The organism is Bowmanella denitrificans (assembly GCF_039522935.1).
Lineage (GTDB): Bacteria > Pseudomonadota > Gammaproteobacteria > Enterobacterales > Alteromonadaceae > Bowmanella > Bowmanella denitrificans.
The window spans coordinates 57,106-79,684 of record NZ_BAAAEI010000017.1 but is presented as its reverse complement, the minus strand read 5'-3'; the positions used below and the strand labels follow the sequence as shown (position 1 = coordinate 79,684).

Here is a 22,579-nt window from a genome sequence, read left to right as displayed (position 1 = left end):
AAACGAGTCAGAACGAAGATACTGGCGTAACTATAAACCTGTGGCCAATATGACTTGACCACTACACGCTAAAGCCAATCAATGCTCAGCGATAAATGCCTGGCAGTCTCCCTCAAAGGTCACGTCAATCAGATATTGAATCTTCCAGCCTTGCTCGCTTTTAATCAGAACAAAATTATTTACACCGCAATGACTTAGCTTATTATCCAGATAAAAAGCAAAGGGCGTCCAGACGTTGGCCAGATTGCCATGCTGCTGCACCTTAACGGCCAGTAGCTGTTCGTCCAGATAGGCCTGGCTGGTGGCGATACTGTTAGCAAATTTCTGCACATCCGACGTTTTTATCAGGCCATCGGCTGTCACTCGCTGCAATTGTGCCATTGGTGCAAATTGTGCCAGCAGGGCGGCTTCGTCATGGCTTCGCATGGCATCAAACAAAGTATTCACCGGCTTTAGCAGCTCTTCATTCGCCAGGGGTTGAGTGCCCATGGCCAATACTGCCCCGCTAGTCAAGGTCAGAGCAACAAACATTAGCGCACGCATGGTATCTCCAAATCAGCTATCTACAAACAGGCCAATCTACACCGGAATACTTGTGGAACAAAGGGCATAGAACAGCCGCCGCTGGCATATCCTTTGTTATTTAGCCCTTTTACCCAGTAGCAATCCCCGTTAGGATCAGCCTTTTCCTTGTATAGCACACTCCATGTTAGATTGGCTGAACGCTTCCCTGACTCGCAAGATTGGCGGGTTGTCGACAATGCTGTTGTCATTTCTGTTGGTCGTAATCCTTTATTCCGTTGTCAAACTGCAAGTCATTAATGACGAAATGCGAGAGGTGGCAGAGATAGATATTCCACTGTCTGAAACGATGGCCGAAATTGAGATGCTACAGTTACGCCAGCACCTGCTGATGGAACAAATAGGCCAGACTCAGACCTCGGCAACCAACATGCGACCGGATCAGGTTAATCAATACAGTCAGCAGTTGAGCGTTCAGATTGATAAGGCAATAGAGGTAATCCGAACCGCTCTAGATAATGGTACAGTGCAGGAGAAAGTGACTGAACATCAAAGCGTGCTTGCATCATTGCAGGCCTTGCACCAACACCGTGACAAATTTACACAGGGATATAGTCGTTGGCTTGAGGCACACATCGATCAGCGCCTGATTCATTGGCAACAATTGCAGGACCTCGATACACAGCTGGATGATGAAGCTGCCGGTCTGTTATTAGCAATGGAACAGCTTACCCTGGAGATTGCTGCTTATGCCGAAAAGCACGAACGCGAATTTATGTGGGTAAATTCCACGCTAGGCGTCAGTGCCCTGGCCATTGGCATCTATTTAACCCTGTATATCATCCAGTCTTTTCGTCGACGTATCGGCCATATCCAGCACCAGATAGGGGATTTTCAACAGTCACTGCAACAACAAAACACCATGTCACTGTCCTCAGATGTAACTAGTACAGGCCAGGACGAATTGGCCGAGCTGGAAACTGACATTAAAACCCTGATGGATAGCCTGTCAAAAGAGATGCACAACCGAGTGGCAGTGGAAAAGCGGTTAATTGAACTGGCTACCCTCGACCGCCTGACGGGTGCGTTTAACCGACATAAATGGGAAGAGCAAATCAGCGAAGAACTGGCGCTGGCAGATCGGGGCGCACCACTGAGTTTACTGTTACTGGACGTGGACCACTTCAAATCCATTAACGATGGTTTCGGCCACGATATGGGAGATCAGGTACTGAAGTCGCTGGTCACAAGCCTGAGACAACGACTGCGTAGTACCGATATGCTGTTCCGCATCGGTGGCGAAGAATTTGCCATATTGCTACGCCAGCATGACAGGCAGGCCGCGACCTTGGTGGCTGAACAGTTACGTATGCATATCGAGCAAATAGCGCTACCCGATTTGCCCCAATTTACCGCCAGTATCGGCGCCAGTACCTATCGTAGCGGTGATAATGCGCAAAGCCTGATGAAACGTGCCGACCAGGCTTTGTATGAGGCTAAACAAGGCGGTCGTAACAGGGTGATGGCTGGGTAGATAGCTCAGCCCGGCAATGAGCTGCATCCAGCTTGCTGCGAAATAAAGCACGACTTGCGTATTAAGGTGTCCTGCCAAGCAACTTTTGCGCTTTGCGTGCCAACGCTTTGTCCGGGCTCTCCAGCACTATCCGCTGGAGTAGCTTCCTGGCAGGATCGGTATATTCAGAGTCGGCCAACGTCATTGATAAGCTGGCAATATCAAAATTTACCTCCGTTGGCAGTGAATAGACATTAAGTAATATGTTCAACGCTTTGACACCTTTATCCATGCCAATTTGCTTGTCATTAGCAAACTCACCAACCTGATAGCAGGCGTTGTACCATTTAACCTGCAAATGCCATGTCATAGCAGGGCGATGCTGGCAAGCCTGCAGAAAGTAGGCCTGCGCCTGTTCATAGCTGCCGATGGTCCAGTGCCACTGGGCCACTCTTTCCAATACATCAAAATCCTGCTTAAACGCACCCGCGGCTTGTTCAGCCATAGATTCGCCAAGAGCAACATCATCTTCATTCTGGGCAAGATTAATCCGGGCGATATATCCCCATTTTCTATCCAGTGTCGCAATCTTGTCAGTAAGCGGCTTTTGCGCTGCAGCACTGCCGCCATAACTGTCCCCCTGCCCCAACGCTGAAGCCTGTAAAGTCAGATAATACGGATTTTCCGGAGCCAGCACTCCCGCCTGAATTTTAGCTTTAACCGCTTTTTTGTAGTAACCACGTTTGGCAAAGATACTGGCCTGATGACCAATGGAACGCCACACCTCAGACGAAAATGCAAAGGTCTCGGGGTTGCTGGCAAACTGTTGCTCAAAGGACGTTAGTCGTGCATCTGCCAGATCCGTTGCAGATGACGCCAGCAGATACAAAATCTCCAGCGCCATCAGTTCATAGCTGCTTTGCGGTGCTGTTTTGTCTAGCAGTGCTGCGGCTGGCCTTTTGTCCCCTTGCAACAGCGCCTGCGTTGCCTGTTGCATCTCTGCAGATACAGGTACCGGATTTACTGCACTGGCCAGGCTGTTACTAGCCAACATTGCACTGAACGGGATTAACAACAGTAAAGATATTGCTGAAATACGCATACCACTTCCTTGCTGAGGCCGATTTAAAGTAATCCCGACACATTGTTCCGGTAAGCCTTACCCATTTTAATCTTCTGGCCACTGCGCAATGTAAGTTGCTCTGTGTCTTTGGCCACCACCCAGGCCTTATTGACCAGAAAGGATTTATGCACCTGCACAAAGCAGGTTTCAGGCAGAGTTTCGGCAAAGTGTTTCAGCGTCGCCGCCGTCAGCAAACAGCCATCCTCCAACCAGACCTTGACATAATTACCATAGGCTTCAACACAGCAGACTTTGCTAAGCTCAACTTTACGGTCTTCCCTGTCCACCCTGATAACAATATGGCTGGTCATCTCGGGTGGCGGCAATGCCATACCAATGCGGCGCCGCACCTTGTCTAAGGCCTGGGCAAAGCGTTCAGCACTGACAGGTTTCAGTAAGTAGTCGGTAACATCCAGTTCAAAGCCCACCAGTGCGTGTTCCTGATAGGCAGTACACAGCACCACTTGTGGGCGGTTCGCCATCACCCTGAGCATATCCAGGCCGGATAGCACCGGCATATGAATGTCCAGCAGTACCAAGTCAACCTGCTGACTGGCCAGAAAGGCCAGCGCCTCGGCAGCGTTATAGCACTGTCCTACCACATCAATGTCTGGATGCATGCGACTGTGATGTAACAGCACCTCATGGGCCAGTGGTTCGTCATCAATGATCAGGGTTTTCATAAGTCCATCTCCAACCGCGCAACCCAGCGCTGGCCTTGCCGTTCACTGCGTAACGTAAAGGCCCCGGCATAGCCCAGTTGTAAACGCCGCTGCAGATTAGTCAGGCCAATGCCGGTTGGCGCATCAGGCGTTGCTTCAGGCAAGCTGTTACTGCACTCAAAGGCTAAATGCCCGGCTTGTATACACAGGCTCAGGTGAATATCGCACTCACCTTGACTGACTTCCGCGCCATGTTTAAAAGCATTTTCCACCAGCATAATCAGCAGTAACGGGGCGATTTGCCAGTCGCCTTCGGCAATTTGAATATCCGTGACTATCTTGCAGCGTCTGGTTACCCTGAGTTGTTGCAATTCAAGATAATTTTGCAGGTAGGCCAGATCATCGCGCAGTGCCACCCTGGACTTTTGCCCCTGATACACCACATAACGCAACAAATCCGCCAACTTCAGCAACATAGGCGCGGCCAGTGCTGACTGGGTCAGACACAGGGCATACAGGCTGTTGAGGGTATTAAACAGAAAATGCGGATTGACCTGCTGCTGCAGCATTTTAAGCTCGGCCAGGGTTTGCACCTGGGTAAGCTCGGCCACTTCGCGGGCATTGTGCTGGCGCTCAAAGGCCAGAATCAATGGCGTACTGAGGGCCCAGATAATGCCGGCCACCAACAGATTCAAGGTATCAAACGGCAGATGATTCTCAGAAGGCAGCAAACTTTGTTCGGCAATATTCAGGGGCAATTGCAACACCAGGGCACCGAACAAGGGATAAGACAGCAACAACCAAACAGCACTGCACAGCAGAAACGGATACACGCCCTGGTGCGCCAATACTCTGCGGATCAGCACATAGCGATTAACCCAATAATAAACAAAGATGATTCCGGCCAGCAACCCAAACTGCCAGCCATAGTATAGGGTCAGTGGCCATTGGCTTAACATCTGGCCGGGGTCAAGTCGTGGCTCAAGGGGTTGGTTATGCATAGGGTCGGGGTTATATACAAACATGCCACTCATCAATAGTACCCAGCCGCCCAGGCACAATAGCAGGGCGGCATCCAGTGACAGCATATAACGCCACCATGTCGGACTGCGTAGCATATCAGCCGATTGCTGATATGCCCGATGCAGCCAATAAAGCAGCGACAATCCGGCCGTCAGCAACCAAAATTGGCCACCGAACAACAGTGGCTGGGCCGACGGCCAGCCATTTTGCGCCATCAGGCTCAGTGCGGGATACATCACAAAACCCGCCGCCCAAACAAGATACCCACGCCAGTCCGAATGGCCTGCCAGCCACCACTGTACGGCCATCAGCGGCAAGCTTTCCAGCAATAGTTGCCCGGTAGTAGTCAGGTACAGGGCCCAGCCACCGCGCAACTGGATATAGTCGTCGTATTGCTCTGGCGCATAGCCGTGCAGCCGCACCAGGGCCTCAACCAGAATCGCTACCAGAACCGGTAATACAGGCTGCAGTTTATAAAACGGTTGGAACGATAACGCTTTCAACATAATGGCAATAACGGGTTCGGGTGGCTGGGTTGTCATGGTTGGTCAATTGGCCGAGCTTGTCAGCCGAATCATGACAAACCCGCCGTTTTTACTGATAAACGTCAATTTACCCTTCGAAATCAATCATGTCATAAAAATCAGCGCCTTTGTCATTAAAGCCTTTATCACCTAAGGCATGCCCCGTAGCCTGCCAAAAAAATTTGGAGACCAACCATGCTGGAACTTCACAACATTAACAAAACCTACCCCGACGGCACGCGCGCCCTGCAGGACATCTCTTTGCAACTGGGCAAGGGCATGGTAGGACTACTTGGCCCTAATGGTGCAGGCAAATCCAGTTTAATGCGCACCATCGCCACGCTTCAGACACCAGACAGTGGCCACATCCTTTTCAATGGCCAGGATGTGTGGCAACAACCAACCAGATTGCGCAACAAACTGGGATACCTGCCGCAGCACTTTGGCGTTTATCCCCATATATCCTGCCAGGGGCTGTTAGAGCACCTGGCCATTCTTAAAGGCCTGAACAGTCGGGCTCAGCGTCGTCAGCAGATTGAACAGGTGTTAGCACTGACCAACCTTACAGCACATGCTCAGCGGCAACCCAGTCATTTTTCCGGGGGCATGTTACAACGCTTTGGAGTGGCACAAGCTTTGTTAGGCGATCCGCAGGTATTGATTTTTGACGAACCAACGTCGGGCCTGGATCCCGCTGAGCGTCTGCGTCTGCACCAACTTCTGCACGACATTGCGCAAACCCGTTTGGTGCTGCTGTCTACGCATATTGTTGAGGATATCGAACATCTGTGCCGCCAAACCGCCATATTGCTGGACGGCAAGATAGTCGCCAGTGGTCAGACCGGCGCCCTGTTCAGCGGTCTTTCCAACAGGATATGGCAAGGGCCGCAACTGGGCGTGATACCCGAGCATGCCATCTTACTCAGCCAACGGCTGCACTATGGCAATCCAGTGGTCCGTTTGTTCTGTGAGGAGCAACCCGGAAGTCACTTTGAACCAGCCATCCCCTGTCTGCAGGACTGCTATTTTCTGCACCTTGTGCAACAAGTGCAGGAGGCAGCCTGATGCGGACCCTGATGTTAAATGAGATACGCTTGGGGCTTCGCCAGCCGCTGTATTGGATATTGACAGTTGTCGCTGTGCTGTTTGGCTATTTTGTTGGATGCGGCATCCATACCAGCCAGGCTGAGCTGTTCACCCAGGCGCATTTACAGCACCTGGTCGGTGCCTTGTGTATGATGGCGCTGCCCTGGGCCACCGGCCTGCTGGCGGTTTTCAGTCTTTACAGGGCAGACAGCTATAAGATGCGAGAGCTGGTACTGAGTGCATCTTTGTCACAAACCCGGCAACAGATGGTGCAGGTCGCTGGTCTGATCTGCCTGACGATACTGCTGGGTATAGTCGCTGCAACGGGTTTGCTGGCGGGACTGCTCAGCAGCGCAAATCAACTTCCTGAATATCAGGTGATATTGAGTGTTGCCCTCAACCTGCAAGGTCTGCAGTTGCTCATCGGCCTGCCGGCCAGCTTACTGTTTGTCGCGTTATTCTGGTTGCTGCATAGTCTGAATTCTTCTCCGGTACTGACTTATCTGGCAACCTTTTTATGCTTTGTCAGCTACACCCTACTGGCCACGGCCATTGGCTCACCACTGATGGCAGGCGCGCAAACACCCGCCCCGTGGCTGGTCAGTACAATGAACTATCTGGATTGGTTTGGTTTAACGCCGCTTATGGCTAAACAGCCGGACCTGGCCTTAGTCATGCTGAACAGGTTACTGATTATTCTGGCCGCAACACTTTTGGCTTACTGTGCAGTTCGCCTGAAAAATCGCCGCGACAACACCAAAAAGCCGGCATGGGCTTTGCCGTTAAAACGTCAGGATTCAAATGCCACAACCTTTCACTTCATTCCGGCCCAGCCAGGCGCCTGGCATCAGTTATACGCCCTCACTCGTCTGCAAGCCGGGCAAATATTCAAGCGCCCGGTAATCTGGCTGATAGGGCTTATCTGGTGTGCGCTTGTTGCTGGCGAAACCTACCCTTCCATTCATCATAGCGAACCCGGCGCTGAACTTACCGGTCTGAGTTTTGATGCGATAAATCGCTTTATGTGGGACATACTACCGCTGTTTGGCTCGGCCCTGCTGTTGTATTTCAGCGATCTGTTAAGCAGGCGAGACAAGCAGCTCAATATTGCCGGCATCGTACAAGCCCTGCCAATTGCACCATGGACCGTGCTATTGGCCAGACTGCTGTGCCTGCAAGGTTTGCTGGTGAGCATTTTATTACTGGCGGCCGGTACCGCCATTTTTTGCCAGTGGCTAGCACAAAGTCCACTACAACTGGCTGAATATGGGCGCTTTATGCTGTATGCCGGACTGCCCCTGGCGGCCCAAGGTACGGTATTTCTGGCTATTCAGGCTGGCATTGGGCAGCGTCTTGCTGCCTTGTGTCTATGTGGGCTGCTGCTTATTCTGCACTTTACGCCACTGGCCGCACTGCTCGACATTCATCATCCGCTGGCCCGGCCTTTTGCAACACCGCTAAGCGCGGCGGACGGCTTCTGGGGTTATGCCCCCAATCTGGATGGCTTCTGGGCGTTAACGCGATTCTGGTGGCTGTTTGCTGCGGTGCTATTGATTGGCGCACTTACCCGCATTCAAGGCCGGGGTTGGCCGCCACAAAGGCTCGCTGCCGGGCTGACCTGCCTGCTACTGAGCGTGCCTCTGATCTTGCAGGGCTATGCCATTCAGTCCGGGCTGGAATTGAACGGCCAGTATTTCTCCCCCGACCAGCGCGCTGCAATGCTGGCCAGCTACGAGAAAACCTATAAAGGCTTTGCCAACTTGCCAATGCCAGACATTCAACATATCCGCACTGAAGTGGACTTTTACCCTGACCAGCGACAAGTGCAGATCCATGGCCAGTATCAACTGCTGAATAAGCAGAATCAGCCAATAGAGCAGATTCTGGTGGGTGAGAACTGGCAGGTCCCGCTGCACAGTATCAGCCTTAATACCGATAATCACCTGATGTACGATCAAAGGTTGGGACAACGTATTTTCAAGCTTGCCAAGCCGCTTGAGCCCGGTCAGTCACTGACGCTGGATTTCAGCCTGACGCTTATGCAAAGCGGCTATAGTGCGCTGCCCCAGCATAAAATCCTGACCCGGGAATTTAGCTATCTACGCGCTATTCCCTATTTTCCGGCAATAGGCTATCTGCCCATTCGTGAACTGCAAAGCACGGATCTACGTCGCAAGTACGGCCTGCCCGTGAAAGCCGAACAGTCTGTAGAACAATCCCTGGCAGTCAGAGACAAAAGCCGGGATGGCTATCAGTGGAGCAGCATGGACACGCAGATTTCCACACCACTGGGCTATCAGAGCTTTACCCAGGGTGAACTGATTCGCAGCTGGCAACAGGATAATCGTCAGTACCGCCGTTTTGTGACGAACCAACCTGTTCGTAATATACAGGGGTTTATCGCCGCGCCCCTTGCGCTCAGCAGCCGTGTTATTCAGGGCCTGACCCTGCAGGTGGCCTATCAGCCCGGCCATCAGGCCAATGTGCCCATGACACTTGATGCTATGGCGCAAACCGTGGAATTTTTATCTACTCATATCAATCCGTACAACGGCAAAACCCTGACGCTGATTGAAAAACCCGATCTAAGCCCTACGGGTTATGCCCTGCCCCAGCTGATTCTGATTGGTAGCCGGGTAGGATTTCGCAGCCTGCAAAATCATGTCATGCCCTACAGTCAGGCATATCGCCGCGCAGTACACGAAACCGCCCACCAGTGGTTTGGCCATGCCCTGGGCAACGGCATTGAGCAGGACAGTGCGTTTTTGGTTGAGTCGCTGGCGAAATATATTGAATTGGTGATGCTCGAGCGGCAGCAAGGCCAATCAGCCATGCAGGCCCTGGTTAGCTATGAAAAACAGCGTTACCTGAATGCCGAGCAGCATAACCGCCAGCCAATGCGCAGTTTAATTAGTGCCGAGTCGCCACACGATCAGTATTCACGCGCCACTTTGGTTTTTGCCAGACTGCGTCAGGCTATCGGTGACCAGCCCATTCTTGCAGCACTGCAATCCCTGGGCCGCGCACACAACTATCCCAAACCTCCGGCCAGTTCCATCGATTTTATTCAGGCGCTGATTAACCAGGTACCTGAACAACGCGCACTGATAGACATGCTGTTTACCAGCCAGGTGGAACCGGTGGAATGGTTGGAACAGCTGCAACTCAGCAAGGAGGAAAAATGAAACACAAACTACTAGGGCTGGCAGCCGCATGCTGCCTGTTCAGTTTATCTGTTCAGGGCCAGGATAATCTGCAAAATGCTTACTATCAAAGAAACTACATGCAAATGGAACGTTTGCTTAAGGAGCAGACACTTTCACCCGAACAGCAGGCTATCTGGCAGTCTGCTCTGGCCGTGGCAAAGGATGCCGACGATCAGAACAAACAGCTGGAAGCACTGACCCGACGTTATCCTGACAATGCCGAAGTACATTATCAGGCAGGCCGACTTTGGTATGAAGTGAAAGAGCAATCCAGTTTTATCAACAAACTGGGCTATATAGACCGTCACGTAAAGCACATGCTACGCGCTTATGAGCTAGAGCCGGATAACCCTAAATATATGCGTGAAGCGGCTAAAGCGCTGGCCTGGGATAATCTGTGGGGCTGGGACAAAGAGGCAGCCAAAGCGCTGGTGGAGCGACTCGCACAAATTAATCAGCAGTACCACCTGCTGGCGGCGATGGACTACGCCCAAAATACCCAGAATCAACCAGAAGGCCAAAAGCTGATAGCTGAGGTGCTGGCCAACTTCAGCGAAAATGTGCCACTGATGGAGCGCGCCGCGCAGTTACAACTTACCTATGATCAAAAGGCAGACGCACAGCAGAGTTTTTATCAAACCTGCCTGCTGACACCTAAGCAGGCAACATCATTACCCATATGGCGGGATGCCTGCCAGTGGAGCGGCTATCTCAGCCTGGAGGGATTTGGCAGTCAGCAGCAAGGTCTGCAAGCCTTAACCCGACTGCTAAGCGAAGATCAGGTTTATGACGACTATTATGTGCAATCCCTGCTGCTGCAGGCCGAACTGGCTGAATCAGCCAAAGAGCACGTACTGGCCAGACAAAGTTACTTACAAGCACAACAGCTCAGTACAGATCAAAGCGTACACAAAGACATACGCAGGGCTTTGAAGCGCCTGAGCCAAATTGGGGATGCTGAATAGGCTGAGCTGAGAAAGAGCGGGTAAGCAGATTGAGAGGGCGTAATCTGCCTACCCGCCTTGTACTTGGTCTTGCGCTAATTTATAGCTGCGCCATCAGCAAGGCACTTTGTAAAAGCAAGGCAATACTGTTGGTGACAATAATGGCCGGGCGCTTAAAAAACAGCCCGTAAGCCAGCCAGAAAGCAAACACCAACCAATAGCCGATAACAAAGGCCAGCGACATAGTGGCAGGCTCACTGCGCTGCCATTCACTGACGACTTGGGTAAGTTGCGCCAGGCAGCCCATCAGGCCAATAACAATGCCCGCGATATCCCAGTATTTTTCCTGGCTCTGTAATCTGGTGACATTTTCCATTGCTGTGTCCCGTACTAAGCCTGCGCCGCCAGCAACGGCTGATAGTCCCGCAACCTGGCCACAACCTGCTGTGCTTGCGCCGAGGCATGTGCCGATTCCCCGATTACGATGACATCGCAACCGGCTGATTGTGCAGATAGAATGCCGTTTGGCGAATCTTCAAATGCCAGGCATCGGGCTGGATTGACGCCGAGTTTTTCTGCCGCCAGCAAAAAATGCTGCGGATGCGGCTTGCCCTGTTCAACCTGGTCACCAGTAATCAGCACCTCAGGGACCGGCAAATTGGCCGCATTCAGACGAGCCAAAGCGACTGACCTGTTGCTTGAGGTGGCGATCCCCCATGGCATATTCAGAGCAGACACGCGTTGCAACCATTCGCTGGCACCTGAGATCGGTACAACCCCCGTTGTCACTCTGGCTTCCTCAGCAAACAACCAGCCGTCCTCTTCGTCCGCATCTAAATGCGGCGCTAACTGATCCAGAAAATCCCGTACCCTGGATCCGTGACACATAGTCAGTACTTGCTCCAAATCTAATTGGTGGCGTTGACACCAAGTATGGAATACCTCGCGAATGGCGGTTGATGAGTCCAGCAACGTACCGTCCATATCGAAAATAACCGCCTGATAACGATCCAGCTCCAGGGAAAAACTGTCCATCGGCCCTCCTTTAACAAAAACTGTGAGTTTGCACAAAACTGCCCGTTTCAGACTAAAACAAAGCAAAAACAGGCAACAACAAGCAAAATATACTCTTGCTCATGCAGGATGTTCAAGTAAAATCGGCAAAAACATGCAGAAACAGGAAATATCATGCTATTGGCCGAACGCCAGTCTCTGATCCTTAAAGAACTGAATCACAAGGGTCGGGTTTATGCTGCTGATCTCGCCCAACAATTAGGGGTATCGGAAGATACGGTGCGCCGCGATCTTAATCAGTTGGGAGAGCGACAGATGCTGCGCCGGGTGCATGGCGGCGCTCTGCCCATGCAACTGGATGTGCCGGACTATGCCGATCGGCTGGAAGTTAAACACCCGGCCAAACAAAAGCGTGCCAATGCTGCCCTGGCTTTTATTCAGCCACGCCAGACAATCTTGCTGAATTCCGGCGAAACCTGCCTGTATCTGGCTAAAGCAATTCCCAGAGATATGCCGCTGACAGTGGTCAGCGCTTGCCCTCTGATCGCTTGCGAGCTGGTACACCATGAAAAGGTCGAAGTGATTCTGCTGGGCGGCACTTTTTTTAAACCAGCGCTGCGTTGTGTGGGCACCGCTGCCACAAATACCCTGCGCAAGATGCGCTTTAACAGCTATTTTACCGGCGCCTGTGCACTGCACCCGGAGCGGGGCTTTTCGGCCAAGTATCTGGAGGAAGCGGAAATTATGCGCGTCTCTGTCGAGCAGGCAGACCAAACCATTGTGATGGGCGGGGTAGATCGGTTGGGGTTGATTTCCAACCACCAGGTGGCCAATGTGCGGGAACTGGATGTGCTGATCACCGATCAGGACGCTGATGCTGCTATTGTGCAGGCTTTACAGGAGCGTAATTTACAGGTTGTGCAGGTGTAAGCCTCCTTCGCCTGCCTAACACATTATCGCCATGGCAGAATAGCCAGCGGGTCATGCATGCTAGCTTGATGCAAGCTATACCTAATCCATAGGAATAAATTTATCTTCTTTATTTTCAATAAATTAAAAATAAACCCGCGATTTTTGTCACATTGATATAGTGTCGTTCGTCATCTTGATTGAGTCCTTTTGGGGCTGTGAATCAACACTTAAACAATACAGGATATACCATGAACAAACAGGACTGGTTGGCAGAGCATTTCAACCGCCATCGCCAACATCTTCAGTCGGTGGCTTACCGGATGCTGGGCTCAAGCAATGAAGCCGAAGACGCGGTGCAGGAAGCCTGGCTCAGGCTCAATCGCAGTGACGCCGAACAGATAAACAATCTACAGGGTTGGTTAATAACTGTTGTATCACGCATTTGCCTTGACCAGTTACGGGCACGCAAGCCAGAGGCAGACGATGCGGCGCTGGACTTGCCAATCGGCAACCAACAAGGACCGGAAACCGAGCTGCTGATCGCCGACTCACTGGGACCGGCTCTGTTACTGCTACTGGATACCCTCTCTCCCCCTGAGCGTATCGCATTTGTCCTGCATGATCTGTTTGATCTCAGTTTTGCCGATATTGCGCCTATTATCGAACGTTCAGAAGCGGCCACCAGGCAACTGGCCAGCCGCGCCCGCCGTCAGGTTCAGGGCGCCAAATCACGCAGACAGGATGATACCCAGCAGCAGCATCTGGTTGCCGCCTTTCTGCAGGCATCCAGACAAGGTGACTTTCAGGCACTGCTGAGTTTGCTGCACCCGGATGCCATTCTGCGTGCGGATGCCACTGCTCTGAAAATCACTAAGGCTAATCAGGCTAAGGGTGCACCGCAATTTGAAGCAGAGATGTCAGGGGCAACCAAGGTGGCCAATACTCTTAAAGGTAAGGCAATGGGGGCCATGCTTAGCTTGGTGGACGGCATACCCGGGGCAACCTGGGGGGCAAATGGCACAACTATGGTGGCGTTCTGCTTTAGTATCACTGACGGCAAAATCACCAGCATCGATGTGGTAATGGACAGAGTCAGACTGGATAACATGGATATCCGCCTGATTGAAGGCCCGGCAACCGAGCAAGGAGCATAAGTATGAATATTCTGTTATGGATCTTGCAAGTATTGCTGGCGGTACATACTGCCATAGGTGCACTGTGGAAATTCAGCAACCCTGCTCAGGGCATGCCGTCTTTGGCCGCCATTCCAAATGCGGCCTGGCTGGGACTGGGTGTACTTGAACTGCTATGTAGCCTGTGTCTGGTTTTACCGCTTTTATATAAACCTGGCGCCATACTCGCCCCGTTTGCTTCGCTGGTGATCGCCGCAAGCATGCTGCTTTTCAGCCTGCTGCATTGGCAATCGGGTGAAGCTAACGCCGGTCCCCTGTATTACTGGCTAACCGTGGCGGTGCTGTGTGTGTTTATCAGCTATGGCCGCTTGGTTCTTGCTCCCGTTAAATAATCAGATGCTGCCGGGGCTCAGACGAGCCCGGGCTTTATGTTTAATAGCCAATTTCTGTGGCCGCCACTGTCAAGGCAGCAGCAATACGACTAAGCTGAAGCCACCAAGATCAGACGGATAAAGACCATGAGTATCAAGCTGCAATGCTGGCAATGTGGCGCAGTCCTTAGTGGCCTGCTGCTGCCGTTATCACGCAGAGAAGAATGCTCAACCTGCGGGGCGGATCTGCACTGCTGCAAATTCTGTGAGTTTTTTGATAACAGGCACTGCAACGAACCGCGCGCAGAGCCGCCTAACGATAAACAAAAGGCCAACTTCTGCGATTATTTCAAACCCACCGACGGTGCCTATCAGGGCGGTTACCGGGATAAACGTGCAGAGGCCAAAGCCAAGCTGGCGGCCTTATTTGGTGATGACAGTCAATCGCCCCCAGAAAATACCGACACCAAACCAGATTCCGAAAAAACCCCGGCCGAGCTAGCCGAAGAAAAACTCAGAAAGTTACTGGGCGATGGTTAAGGCAACATAAAAACCCACTGCACCCTGGCAAAAATGTCGATCTCCTGACATGCCCGTTCGACCAGAGGCTGAAACAACCCAAAAGGAGACGAAGATGAAGTTTATTTGTTTAGGTTATCTGGATGAGTCCATGTGGCAGGACATCAGTGACGATGAAGCCGCGCAGCTAATGGAAAAATGCTTTGAATACGATGATGTATTGCGTCGTGGCGGTCATTTTCTCGGTGGTGAGGCATTGGCCAGTGCCGGTCAGGCCGTTACCCTGCGCAAGCAAAATGGCCGGATTAAAGCCACAGACGGTCCTTATGCTGAAACCAAAGAGGTGCTGGGCGGTATCTTGCTGTTGGAAGCACGGGATATGCAGCATGCCATTGAATTGATGTCTGCGCACCCTGGCGTGGGTGTCGGCCCGTTTGAAATTCGCCCGGCCGACGAGCAAATCAACCGCCTGGTAGCACAGCGGGATGCCCGTCACGTCAGCGGCTAATCAGATTGCGGCAGTCGCCCTATGCGGGGACTGCCGTTGTATCATTGTGCCATGAGCAAAACTGGGACGGCGTCCCTTTGTTTATCCCAAAAATGGGACGAATCACAAACCACATCAAATTATTTATTATATTTCAATGCATTAAACCTTGGCATAGTTCCTGATTACTTTCTGATTTAGCCCCTTGGTCGCCCAGCATCCGGCGACCTTTAATCACAAACCGGGAAATATCAGATGGATATCGCCATTCAAAAACGCCCTGCCCTGCGTATCCGGCCTTACCTGCTGGGCCTGGGGTTGGTACTTGTAGTGAGTGTGGCTGCCAGATATTGGTGGCTGCTCGGCCAGGCTGATTATGCCGTCGCCGCTGACTCCATCGTTTTCAGTAAAGTGCAGCGCGGGAATTTTCATGTTTCGGTCAGAGGCAGCGGCATACTGAGCCCGGAACATATACGTTGGCTGTCGGCCAATGTGGACGCCAAAGTGGAACAACTTATCGTCAAAGCGGGCCACCAGGTTAAACAAGGGGACCTGATAGCCATACTCAGCAATCCAAGACTTGAAAGACAACTGGAGGAAGCCAGTTGGGAGCTGACCGCTCTGCAAGCAGATATCAAGGCCGGTCAGGTGGCGCAAGAGTCCGCGGTGTTGGCTCAGCGAGCCAGATTGTTGAACGCCAAACTGGACTATGACAGCAGTTTGCTGAAATACAACGCCGAAACAAAACTGCTTAAACAATCCAGCGGTGCCATCTCCCAACTGACTTATGAGCGTACTAAACTGGAAACCGAGCAGTTCCGTCAGCGCCTGCAAATCAGTGAACAGGAACTGCTGAAAATGCAGGACAACCTGATTGCCCAGGCTGCCGCCCGTCAGGCCAGATTAGAAAAAGCCCGCAAAGCACACGAACAACTGCAACAACAAGTAGACAGCCTGCAGGTACGGGCCAGTATGGACAGCATTGTGCTGGAAGTACCGCTGGAACCAGGCAAACGCATTCTGATGGGCGAAAACCTGGCCAAACTGGCCCAGCACAATAGTTTGATTGCCGAGCTACAGGTACCTGAAATTCAGATTAAAGCTGTCACACCAGGCCAGAAGGTCACTATTGATACCCGCAACAGCACCATCCAGGGGCAGGTCATCAGGGTGGATCCTGCCGTAACAGGTGGCAAGGTACAGGTGGATGTGGCGTTGTCTGGCCCGATGCCCGATGACGCCCGCCCGGCGCTGTCGGTGGATGGCGAAATTCATATTAGCAATATCGCCGACACCCTGTTTGTTGACCGACCTTTATACGCCCAAAGTCAGAGTCAGACGACCCTGTACAAACTTAGCCAGGACCGGAACTTCGCCGAGTTAGTGCCGGTTTCCCTTGGCCAGGGCTCAATTAACCAAATCCAAATCCTGGACGGTCTGCAAGCCGGCGACCTGGTCGTCACCTCAGATCCCAGCCGTTTCAGCGGCTATCCCAAGTTTCGTATCAACTAAGCTAGAATAACACAGCCACTAAGTGAGCGATTATGAACAACCTATTGATAAAAATAGATAATCTTAAGAAAGTGTATTACTCGGAAGAATTGGAAACCCATGCGCTGAGTGATATTTCGCTGAGCATCGCCAAGGGAGACTATGTGTCAATTTCCGGCCCATCCGGCTGCGGTAAGTCAACCCTGCTATCGGTATTGGGCTTACTGGATACTGCCACAGCCGGTCGCTATGTGCTGGCCGGACATGACGTGTCCAACCTGCCCAATAAAGAACGCGCCAGGATCCGTAACCAGGAAATTGGCTTTATTTTCCAGTCTTTTAACCTTATCAGCGATCTGGATGTGGAAGAAAATGTGGCGTTGCCCCTGACCTATCGGCGCGATCTGAGTAAGGCCCAGCGCAAGCAATGGGTAAAAGACGCGCTGGATAAGGTAGACATGTCCCATCGTGCCAAGCATTATCCGTCGCAATTATCCGGCGGTCAGCAACAACGAGTTGCCGTTGCGCGGGCCATTGCCGGCAAACCTTCTTTATTACTGGCCGACGAACCCACCGGTAACCTGGACTCCAAAAATGCCGAAGCGGTGATGCAGTTATTGGACAAGTTGCATGCCGACGGCGCCACCATCTGTATGGTTACGCACGATCCCCGCTCAGCCAGCCAGGCCAAGCGTCGGCTGGAAGTGCTTGACGGCCGCATTGTCTCTGACAGGCTGCAGCTCAACCCGCAAAGTGAGGGCAAGCACCATGTTTATGCTAAGTGATTGCCGCTATGCACTGCGTCTGCTGGCCAAAAGTCCGGGGTTTACCGCACTCACTACCCTGGTGATGGCAGCTGGCATCGGGCTGAGCCTGTACTTATTTTCCTTTATCAACACTATGGTGTTTAAAGACTTGCCGTTTACCGACGGTGACAGCCTGGTACAAATCAGCCAGTCCCGGCATGGCGCGCTGGAAGGTAACCCGCTGAATTACCAAGACTATCAGATGTTGCGAGAAGCCGTTCAGGGTTTGGACGAGATGGGTGCCTATCGCAATGTGACGGTCAATTTGTCAGGACGCGACGGTGCAGTGCGTTACAGCGGAGTCAGAGCCGAGCCGAATATTTTTCAGCTTACCCGCACTCAGCCGCTGATGGGCCGCACCTTCAACCAGGCGGAAAATCTGCCTGGTGCTGAACCTGTGGTAGTGATTGGCTATGACCTTTGGAAAAGCCAGTTTGCTGGGGCCAGCGATATACTGGAACGACAGGTTAAAATCGATGGTGTCAGCCACCGCATCCTGGGCGTGATGCCGCAGGATTACCTGTTCCCGAATGTGGCGGAGCTCTGGTTACCCCTCAATGAATCTCCCGCCGCGTTGTCACGTCAGCAAGCAGGGCGGGTCTATGGACTGGCGCATCTTAAATCTGGCTACAGCACCACCGAGGTGAATCAGCAATTGGCCCTGCTGATGGAGCGGCTGGCGCAGCGCTACCCACAGACCAATAGTGGCTTGGGTGCCTATTGCCATAGTATTCCCCTGTCGGTGGCCGAAGACGGCATTGCTGTGGTTTATTCCATGCAGGTGGCGGCCGTACTGATTCTGTTTCTGGCGTCATTCAATGTTGGCAACCTGCTGTTGTCACGCGCCATCGAGCGCGGCAAGGAAACCGCCATTCGCATGGCTTTGGGGGCTCCACGCGCCAGATTGATTAGCCAGTTACTGTGGGAAAGTATTTTAATCTGCACATTAGGTGGCATTATTGGCCTGTTGCTGCTGGCCTGGGGGCTGGAGGTCACCGAACGGGTAACCGCCAGCTTCAGCTATGGCCGTCAGGTGTTCTGGTTTAAGTTTGGTATCGATGCCTTTACCCTGAAAGTTTTCCTGCTGTTCTTGGTCTCCACCATCTTTATCACTGGATTCCTGCCAGCCTGGAAAAACTCCGGCGGCGATTTCAATCAGGTGCTGCGTGACGGAACCCGTGGGGCGCTCAGCAAGAAAACCGGGCGCCTCAACCGAGTGCTGGTGATCAGCGAAATATTTTTGTCGTTGACTATCTTGATTGTTGCTGGCGTGATTGTGGTATCCCGTTACCTTGAAGAACGGGCCGACTATGGGGTAAAAACCGACAATATTCTGATCGCCAGTGTGCTGTTGCCCTCCAGCCGGTACAGCCAAGCGCAGCAGCAGGTGACGTTATTCAACCAACTGCAATCACAATTACAACAACAAAGCGCCCTGGGGGATGTGATGATTAGCACGGCCTTACCTGGTATGCCGGCACCGGTGACGGCCATTGCGATTGACGGTAAGGAGTACCTGAGCGATCAGCAAACCAGTTTCCCCAGAGCCAATCATATTCTGGTCATGCCGGGCAGCCTGGCAAAGCTTAGGGTTGAGTTGCGCCAGGGCCGCTATTTCAGTGCCCAGGACGAAGGGCAGGATAAAGCCACCGTCATAGTCACCGACAGTTTCGCCACAGCCCACTTTGGTGACCAATCGCCTTTGGGTAAACGCATTCGGGTGGTGGACTATGATGGACAAACACCACATTGGCTGACCATTGTCGGAGTGGTGCGTCATGTCAGTCAGGACAAACCCAGTTCCGCCGATGGCCGTATGCCCAGCGTGTTCAGGCCATACAGCCAATTGCCTCAGGCACAAATGGTGTTGGCAATGCGGTTAAAATCTGATGTACACAGTGCCACCCTGGCCCTGCGTAAAACCCTGCAAAGCCTGGATCCGGAATTACCGGCTTATCGCATTGAAACCTACCAGGCGTTCCTGACCCGCAAAACCGGCCCAATGCGTTTCTTAAGCGGCGTGTTCTTATTGTTTGGCTGCGCCACGGTATTACTGACCGCCAGCGGCATCTATGGCCTGATGTCCAATACCATACGTCAACGCACCCAGGAAATCGGCGTGAAACGGGCGCTGGGCGCTTGCGAACAGCGCATTGCCAGACAGCTTTTACTTGCCGGTGCTGCACAACTATTGTGGGGGGGGATCCCTGGCTTAATCGTCGGTTGCGGGTTAGGCTACGGCATGTCACAGGTTATGGCTACGCCACCACAGGCGCTGTTTTTGATTGCCACCCTACTGATTCTGATAATAGGCGCTGTGGTGCTCACTGCCACCTGGCTGCCAACCAGACGAGCCCTTAGTATGGAACCGGCGGTGGCGTTACGTTATGAATAATGGTCGGCTGCCCTGGCGGCAACCTCAGGGCTGCCGACCAGCGGATTGGATGATCCATGTCTGAACTCTTATTGATTGCCGACGACGACCCGGGCGTACTCTCCGCCCTGGGTCTGTTAATGAAAGCCGAAGGCTACCAAACCATCATGGCCAGTTCCCCCAAAGAAGTGCTGACCATTCTGGCGCAACGGGATGTGCAGTTGCTGCTGATGGATCTCAATTACAGCAGAGACACCACGTCAGGTGAAGAAGGTCTGCAACTGCTCCAACGCATCCGCCAACAGGACGATTGCCTGCCGATTGTTGTCATGTCGGGTTGGGGCAGCATTGATGTAGCGGTGGCAAGTATGCGACTGGGTGCCAACGACTTTATCCAAAAACCCTGGGAAAATGATCGGCTGATGGCCATAGTGCAGAATCAGTTGAAATTAGCGGGCATTCAGCGGCACAGTCAGAAATTATCCGGTCATAATCAACTGCTGCAAGCCGAACTGAGCGGCGACACGCAAATGGTGGCCGAATCTGCCAGCGGTAAAGAATTGATGGCTCTGATCCAGCAGGTGGCCGTTACTGACGCCAGTATCTTGCTGACCGGTGAAAACGGTACAGGGAAAAGCCTGTATGCGCGCTATATCCACGATTTGTCCCATCGCAACCAGACTCCCCTGGTATCGGTGAATATGGGTGCGGTCACAGAAAGTCTGTTTGAAAGTGAAATGTTCGGTCACGTCAAAGGCGCTTTTACTGATGCCAAGGCCGCACGTATCGGCCGATTCGAGCTGGCCGACCAAGGCACCTTGTTTCTGGATGAAATCGCCAATACGCCCTATTCCCAGCAAGGCAAATTATTGCGTGTGTTGGAAGACAGTCAGTTTGAAAAGGTCGGTTCCAGTAAGACCCAGCAAGTAAATATTCGCCTGATTTGTGCCACCAATGCCGATTTGGGTGAAGCCGTCAGGCTGGGGACTTTTCGCAAAGATTTGTTGTACCGGCTAAATACCGTAGAAATTCAGATCCCACCGCTAAGGCAGCGCAAAGAGGATATTTTGCCCCTGGCGATGGCCTTTCTGGATAAGGTGGCCCGCAAGTACAACCAACCCAGATTGAGTATTGATTCAGCGGCTCAACATACCCTGCAAACCTATGCTTGGCCAGGCAATGTCAGGGAGCTACAACATATGATGGAACGCGCCCATATCTTATGCCGCTCCGGTAAAATTGGTCCACAGGATCTTGGTTTGAATACCACCGCCGGGACTGCTGACAATGCTATCGCAGGCAATAACGAACCAGACTTACGCTGTTTGGAGGTCATTGAAGCGGAACTTATCCGCCAGCGCCTGGCATATTTCGATGGCAATGCCATTCGCGCCGCCGAGTCGCTGGGACTGAGCCGCAGTGCATTTTACCGCCGTCTGGAAAAATAGCGCATGCACCGCCCCTTAGCCTTTGAACTGCGACTGGTCAGACTCTGCCTGTTGGCAGCGCTGCCGTTTTTTTTATTGGCCCTGCTGGTAATGGTGCAGGCCAGGATATCCATCTGGTTGATTCTGCTGACGGCGCTGCTCGGCAGTTTGCTGATCGGCTATTGCTGCTATCAGATCTGGCAAAGTTCGCTGTTTCAGTTTCGCAGCCTGTACAACCTGTTGGATGCCATAACCCGCGGGGACTTCAGCCTGCGAGCAAGAGTCGGGCACCAGCGGGGCGCCTTTGCCGAATTGGTTTTGGCGATTAATGCCCTGTCGGAACAAATGAGCAGACAGCGGCTGATTTCCGTGGAAAGTCAGTTGCTGGTGCAAACCATTATTGAACAGATTGATGTGGCGATCCTGGCCTTTACCCCAGAGGGCGATATCAGCTTTATCAATCCGGCCGCCAGAGCATTGCTGCAGGTGGACGAAGCCATCCCGGACCCACAACTGCTGCAACAACTGCAGCCTCTGCATAACCTCAGTGACGGCAGCCATCAGGCCGTGACCTTGCCACTGCGCCAGCGCCAGGGGCGTTTTAATGTACACATCCGCGCCTTTCGTGAAGCCGGTAAACCGCACAAATTACTGTTCATCACCGATGTCAGTCATATTCTGCGCCAACAGGAAAACAAAGCCTGGCAGAGCCTGGTCAGGGTCATCAGCCATGAAATCAACAACTCTCTTTCGCCTATCATGTCCATCAGCCAGACTCTGCAACGCCTGGTTGGGCAGCCAACCACAACCGTTGCTGAGCTGCAAGCAGATCTGCAACATGGGCTGAAGCTGATTGGTGAGCGGGCCACCGGACTGAAAGGTTTTGTCGACGGTTACAAACAGCTGGCACGCCTGCCAACGCCCAACAAACAACCCACATCCTTGCGTGAGCTACTGAACAACTGCATCGCCTTATTTGCCACACAGCCCATCAGATTGCTCAATGCAGACTCACCGCAGGTCCAACTTGACCCGGTGCAAATGCAGCAGGTGCTGATCAACCTGTTGAAGAATGCGCAGGAAGCCATGCAACAAGCAGAACAATCAGGGGAAATCTGTATTCACTGGACATGCTCAGCAGACCGGTTAAACCTGCATATTTGTGACAACGGGGTCGGTATCAGCAATACGGACAACCTGTTTGTGCCCTATTACAGCACTAAGCAAGGCGGCTCGGGAATCGGCCTGGTGCTGAGCCGCCAGATTGTCGAAGCTCACGGTGGACAAATATCACTGACCAACCGACCTGAAGGATCGGGTTGCTGCGCCATAATAGAGCTGCCCTTGGCGTAATTGCCGCATGCCATTTTCGGGACGATGCTGGCCCGAATTTGGGAATTTCACCTCTAAGTGCCCTCCCATTTCACCAAAAACAATCATAA

Annotated in this window: 20 protein-coding genes; 14 read left to right on the top strand and 6 right to left on the bottom strand. The window is 52.5% G+C overall.

The window, feature by feature from the left end:
- Positions 1-78 precede the first annotated feature (78 nt).
- Positions 79-543: a nuclear transport factor 2 family protein gene (locus ABD028_RS15140; protein WP_343846021.1), complete on the bottom strand. Its 465-nt coding sequence runs from the start codon at positions 541-543 to the stop codon at positions 79-81.
- A 163-nt stretch (positions 544-706) separates the two neighbouring features.
- Between ABD028_RS15140 and ABD028_RS15135 the strand changes: the two genes are divergently transcribed.
- A complete protein-coding gene (locus ABD028_RS15135; RefSeq protein ID WP_343846020.1) occupies positions 707-2,056 on the top strand; it encodes a GGDEF domain-containing protein in 1,350 nt (449 codons plus the stop codon).
- Positions 2,057-2,117: 61 nt separating this feature from the next.
- Here ABD028_RS15135 and ABD028_RS15130 read toward each other — a convergent pair whose 3' ends face one another.
- The 3 genes from ABD028_RS15130 to ABD028_RS15120 are packed head-to-tail and all read right to left on the bottom strand — an operon-like array spanning position 2,118 to position 5,385.
- Positions 2,118-3,137 carry a hypothetical protein gene (locus tag ABD028_RS15130; protein WP_343846019.1) on the bottom strand — a complete coding sequence of 340 codons (1,020 nt, stop codon included), beginning with the start codon at positions 3,135-3,137 and terminating at the stop codon, positions 2,118-2,120.
- Between the two features lie 23 nt (positions 3,138-3,160).
- A complete protein-coding gene (locus tag ABD028_RS15125) occupies positions 3,161-3,841 on the bottom strand; it encodes a LytR/AlgR family response regulator transcription factor (protein ID WP_343846018.1) in 681 nt (226 codons plus the stop codon).
- Complete coding sequence (locus tag ABD028_RS15120) at positions 3,838-5,385, bottom strand: sensor histidine kinase (RefSeq protein WP_343846017.1); 1,548 nt, start codon at positions 5,383-5,385, stop codon at positions 3,838-3,840. The genes ABD028_RS15125 and ABD028_RS15120 overlap by 4 nt, the downstream gene beginning before the upstream one ends.
- A 177-nt stretch (positions 5,386-5,562) precedes the next feature.
- On the opposite strand from ABD028_RS15120, the gene ABD028_RS15115 reads away from it, so the two are divergent.
- The 3 genes from ABD028_RS15115 to ABD028_RS15105 are packed head-to-tail and all read left to right on the top strand — an operon-like array spanning position 5,563 to position 10,624.
- Positions 5,563-6,432, top strand: a complete 870-nt coding sequence (locus ABD028_RS15115) for an ABC transporter ATP-binding protein (protein WP_343846016.1) — start codon at positions 5,563-5,565, stop codon at positions 6,430-6,432.
- Positions 6,432-9,638, top strand: a complete 3,207-nt coding sequence (locus ABD028_RS15110; RefSeq protein ID WP_343846015.1) for a M1 family aminopeptidase — start codon at positions 6,432-6,434, stop codon at positions 9,636-9,638. Before ABD028_RS15115 ends, ABD028_RS15110 begins: the two co-directional genes overlap by 1 nt.
- A complete protein-coding gene (locus ABD028_RS15105) occupies positions 9,635-10,624 on the top strand; it encodes a tetratricopeptide repeat protein (protein WP_343846014.1) in 990 nt (329 codons plus the stop codon). The genes ABD028_RS15110 and ABD028_RS15105 overlap by 4 nt, the downstream gene beginning before the upstream one ends.
- A 79-nt stretch (positions 10,625-10,703) precedes the next feature.
- Here ABD028_RS15105 and ABD028_RS15100 read toward each other — a convergent pair whose 3' ends face one another.
- Positions 10,704-10,979 carry a SemiSWEET family transporter gene (locus tag ABD028_RS15100; RefSeq protein WP_102798164.1) on the bottom strand — a complete coding sequence of 92 codons (276 nt, stop codon included), beginning with the start codon at positions 10,977-10,979 and terminating at the stop codon, positions 10,704-10,706.
- Between the two features lie 14 nt (positions 10,980-10,993).
- On the bottom strand, positions 10,994-11,638 hold the full coding sequence (locus ABD028_RS15095; RefSeq protein WP_102798163.1) for an HAD family hydrolase: 645 nt from the start codon (positions 11,636-11,638) through the stop codon (positions 10,994-10,996).
- 153 nt (positions 11,639-11,791) lie between these two features.
- Here ABD028_RS15095 and ABD028_RS15090 point away from each other — a divergent pair, with 153 nt between their 5' ends.
- The 10 genes from ABD028_RS15090 to ABD028_RS15045 all read left to right on the top strand — a co-directional run bounded on the left by ABD028_RS15090 (position 11,792) and on the right by ABD028_RS15045 (position 22,490).
- On the top strand, positions 11,792-12,547 hold the full coding sequence (locus ABD028_RS15090; protein WP_343846012.1) for a DeoR/GlpR family DNA-binding transcription regulator: 756 nt from the start codon (positions 11,792-11,794) through the stop codon (positions 12,545-12,547).
- Between the two features lie 230 nt (positions 12,548-12,777).
- On the top strand, positions 12,778-13,683 hold the full coding sequence (locus ABD028_RS15085; RefSeq protein ID WP_102798161.1) for a sigma-70 family RNA polymerase sigma factor: 906 nt from the start codon (positions 12,778-12,780) through the stop codon (positions 13,681-13,683).
- A 2-nt stretch (positions 13,684-13,685) separates the two neighbouring features.
- Positions 13,686-14,054, top strand: coding sequence for a DoxX family protein (locus tag ABD028_RS15080; RefSeq protein WP_343846010.1), 369 nt, complete (start codon positions 13,686-13,688; stop codon positions 14,052-14,054).
- Positions 14,055-14,180: 126 nt separating this feature from the next.
- On the top strand, positions 14,181-14,573 hold the full coding sequence (locus tag ABD028_RS15075) for a hypothetical protein (protein WP_343846009.1): 393 nt from the start codon (positions 14,181-14,183) through the stop codon (positions 14,571-14,573).
- 94 nt (positions 14,574-14,667) lie between these two features.
- Positions 14,668-15,060 carry a YciI family protein gene (locus ABD028_RS15070; RefSeq protein WP_343846007.1) on the top strand — a complete coding sequence of 131 codons (393 nt, stop codon included), beginning with the start codon at positions 14,668-14,670 and terminating at the stop codon, positions 15,058-15,060.
- Between the two features lie 234 nt (positions 15,061-15,294).
- A complete protein-coding gene (locus ABD028_RS15065) occupies positions 15,295-16,551 on the top strand; it encodes an efflux RND transporter periplasmic adaptor subunit (RefSeq protein ID WP_343846006.1) in 1,257 nt (418 codons plus the stop codon).
- 32 nt (positions 16,552-16,583) lie between these two features.
- Entirely contained in the window at positions 16,584-17,315 is a 732-nt protein-coding gene (locus ABD028_RS15060; protein ID WP_343846005.1) for an ABC transporter ATP-binding protein, read from the top strand.
- Positions 17,299-19,731 (top strand): ABC transporter permease, encoded by a 2,433-nt coding sequence (locus ABD028_RS15055; RefSeq protein ID WP_343846003.1) that lies wholly within the window; start codon positions 17,299-17,301, stop codon positions 19,729-19,731. The genes ABD028_RS15060 and ABD028_RS15055 overlap by 17 nt, the downstream gene beginning before the upstream one ends.
- Before the next feature lie 56 nt (positions 19,732-19,787).
- Positions 19,788-21,158 carry a sigma-54-dependent transcriptional regulator gene (locus tag ABD028_RS15050; RefSeq protein ID WP_343846001.1) on the top strand — a complete coding sequence of 457 codons (1,371 nt, stop codon included), beginning with the start codon at positions 19,788-19,790 and terminating at the stop codon, positions 21,156-21,158.
- 3 nt (positions 21,159-21,161) lie between these two features.
- Positions 21,162-22,490 carry a sensor histidine kinase gene (locus tag ABD028_RS15045; RefSeq protein ID WP_343845999.1) on the top strand — a complete coding sequence of 443 codons (1,329 nt, stop codon included), beginning with the start codon at positions 21,162-21,164 and terminating at the stop codon, positions 22,488-22,490.
- Positions 22,491-22,579: the final 89 nt, after the last annotated feature.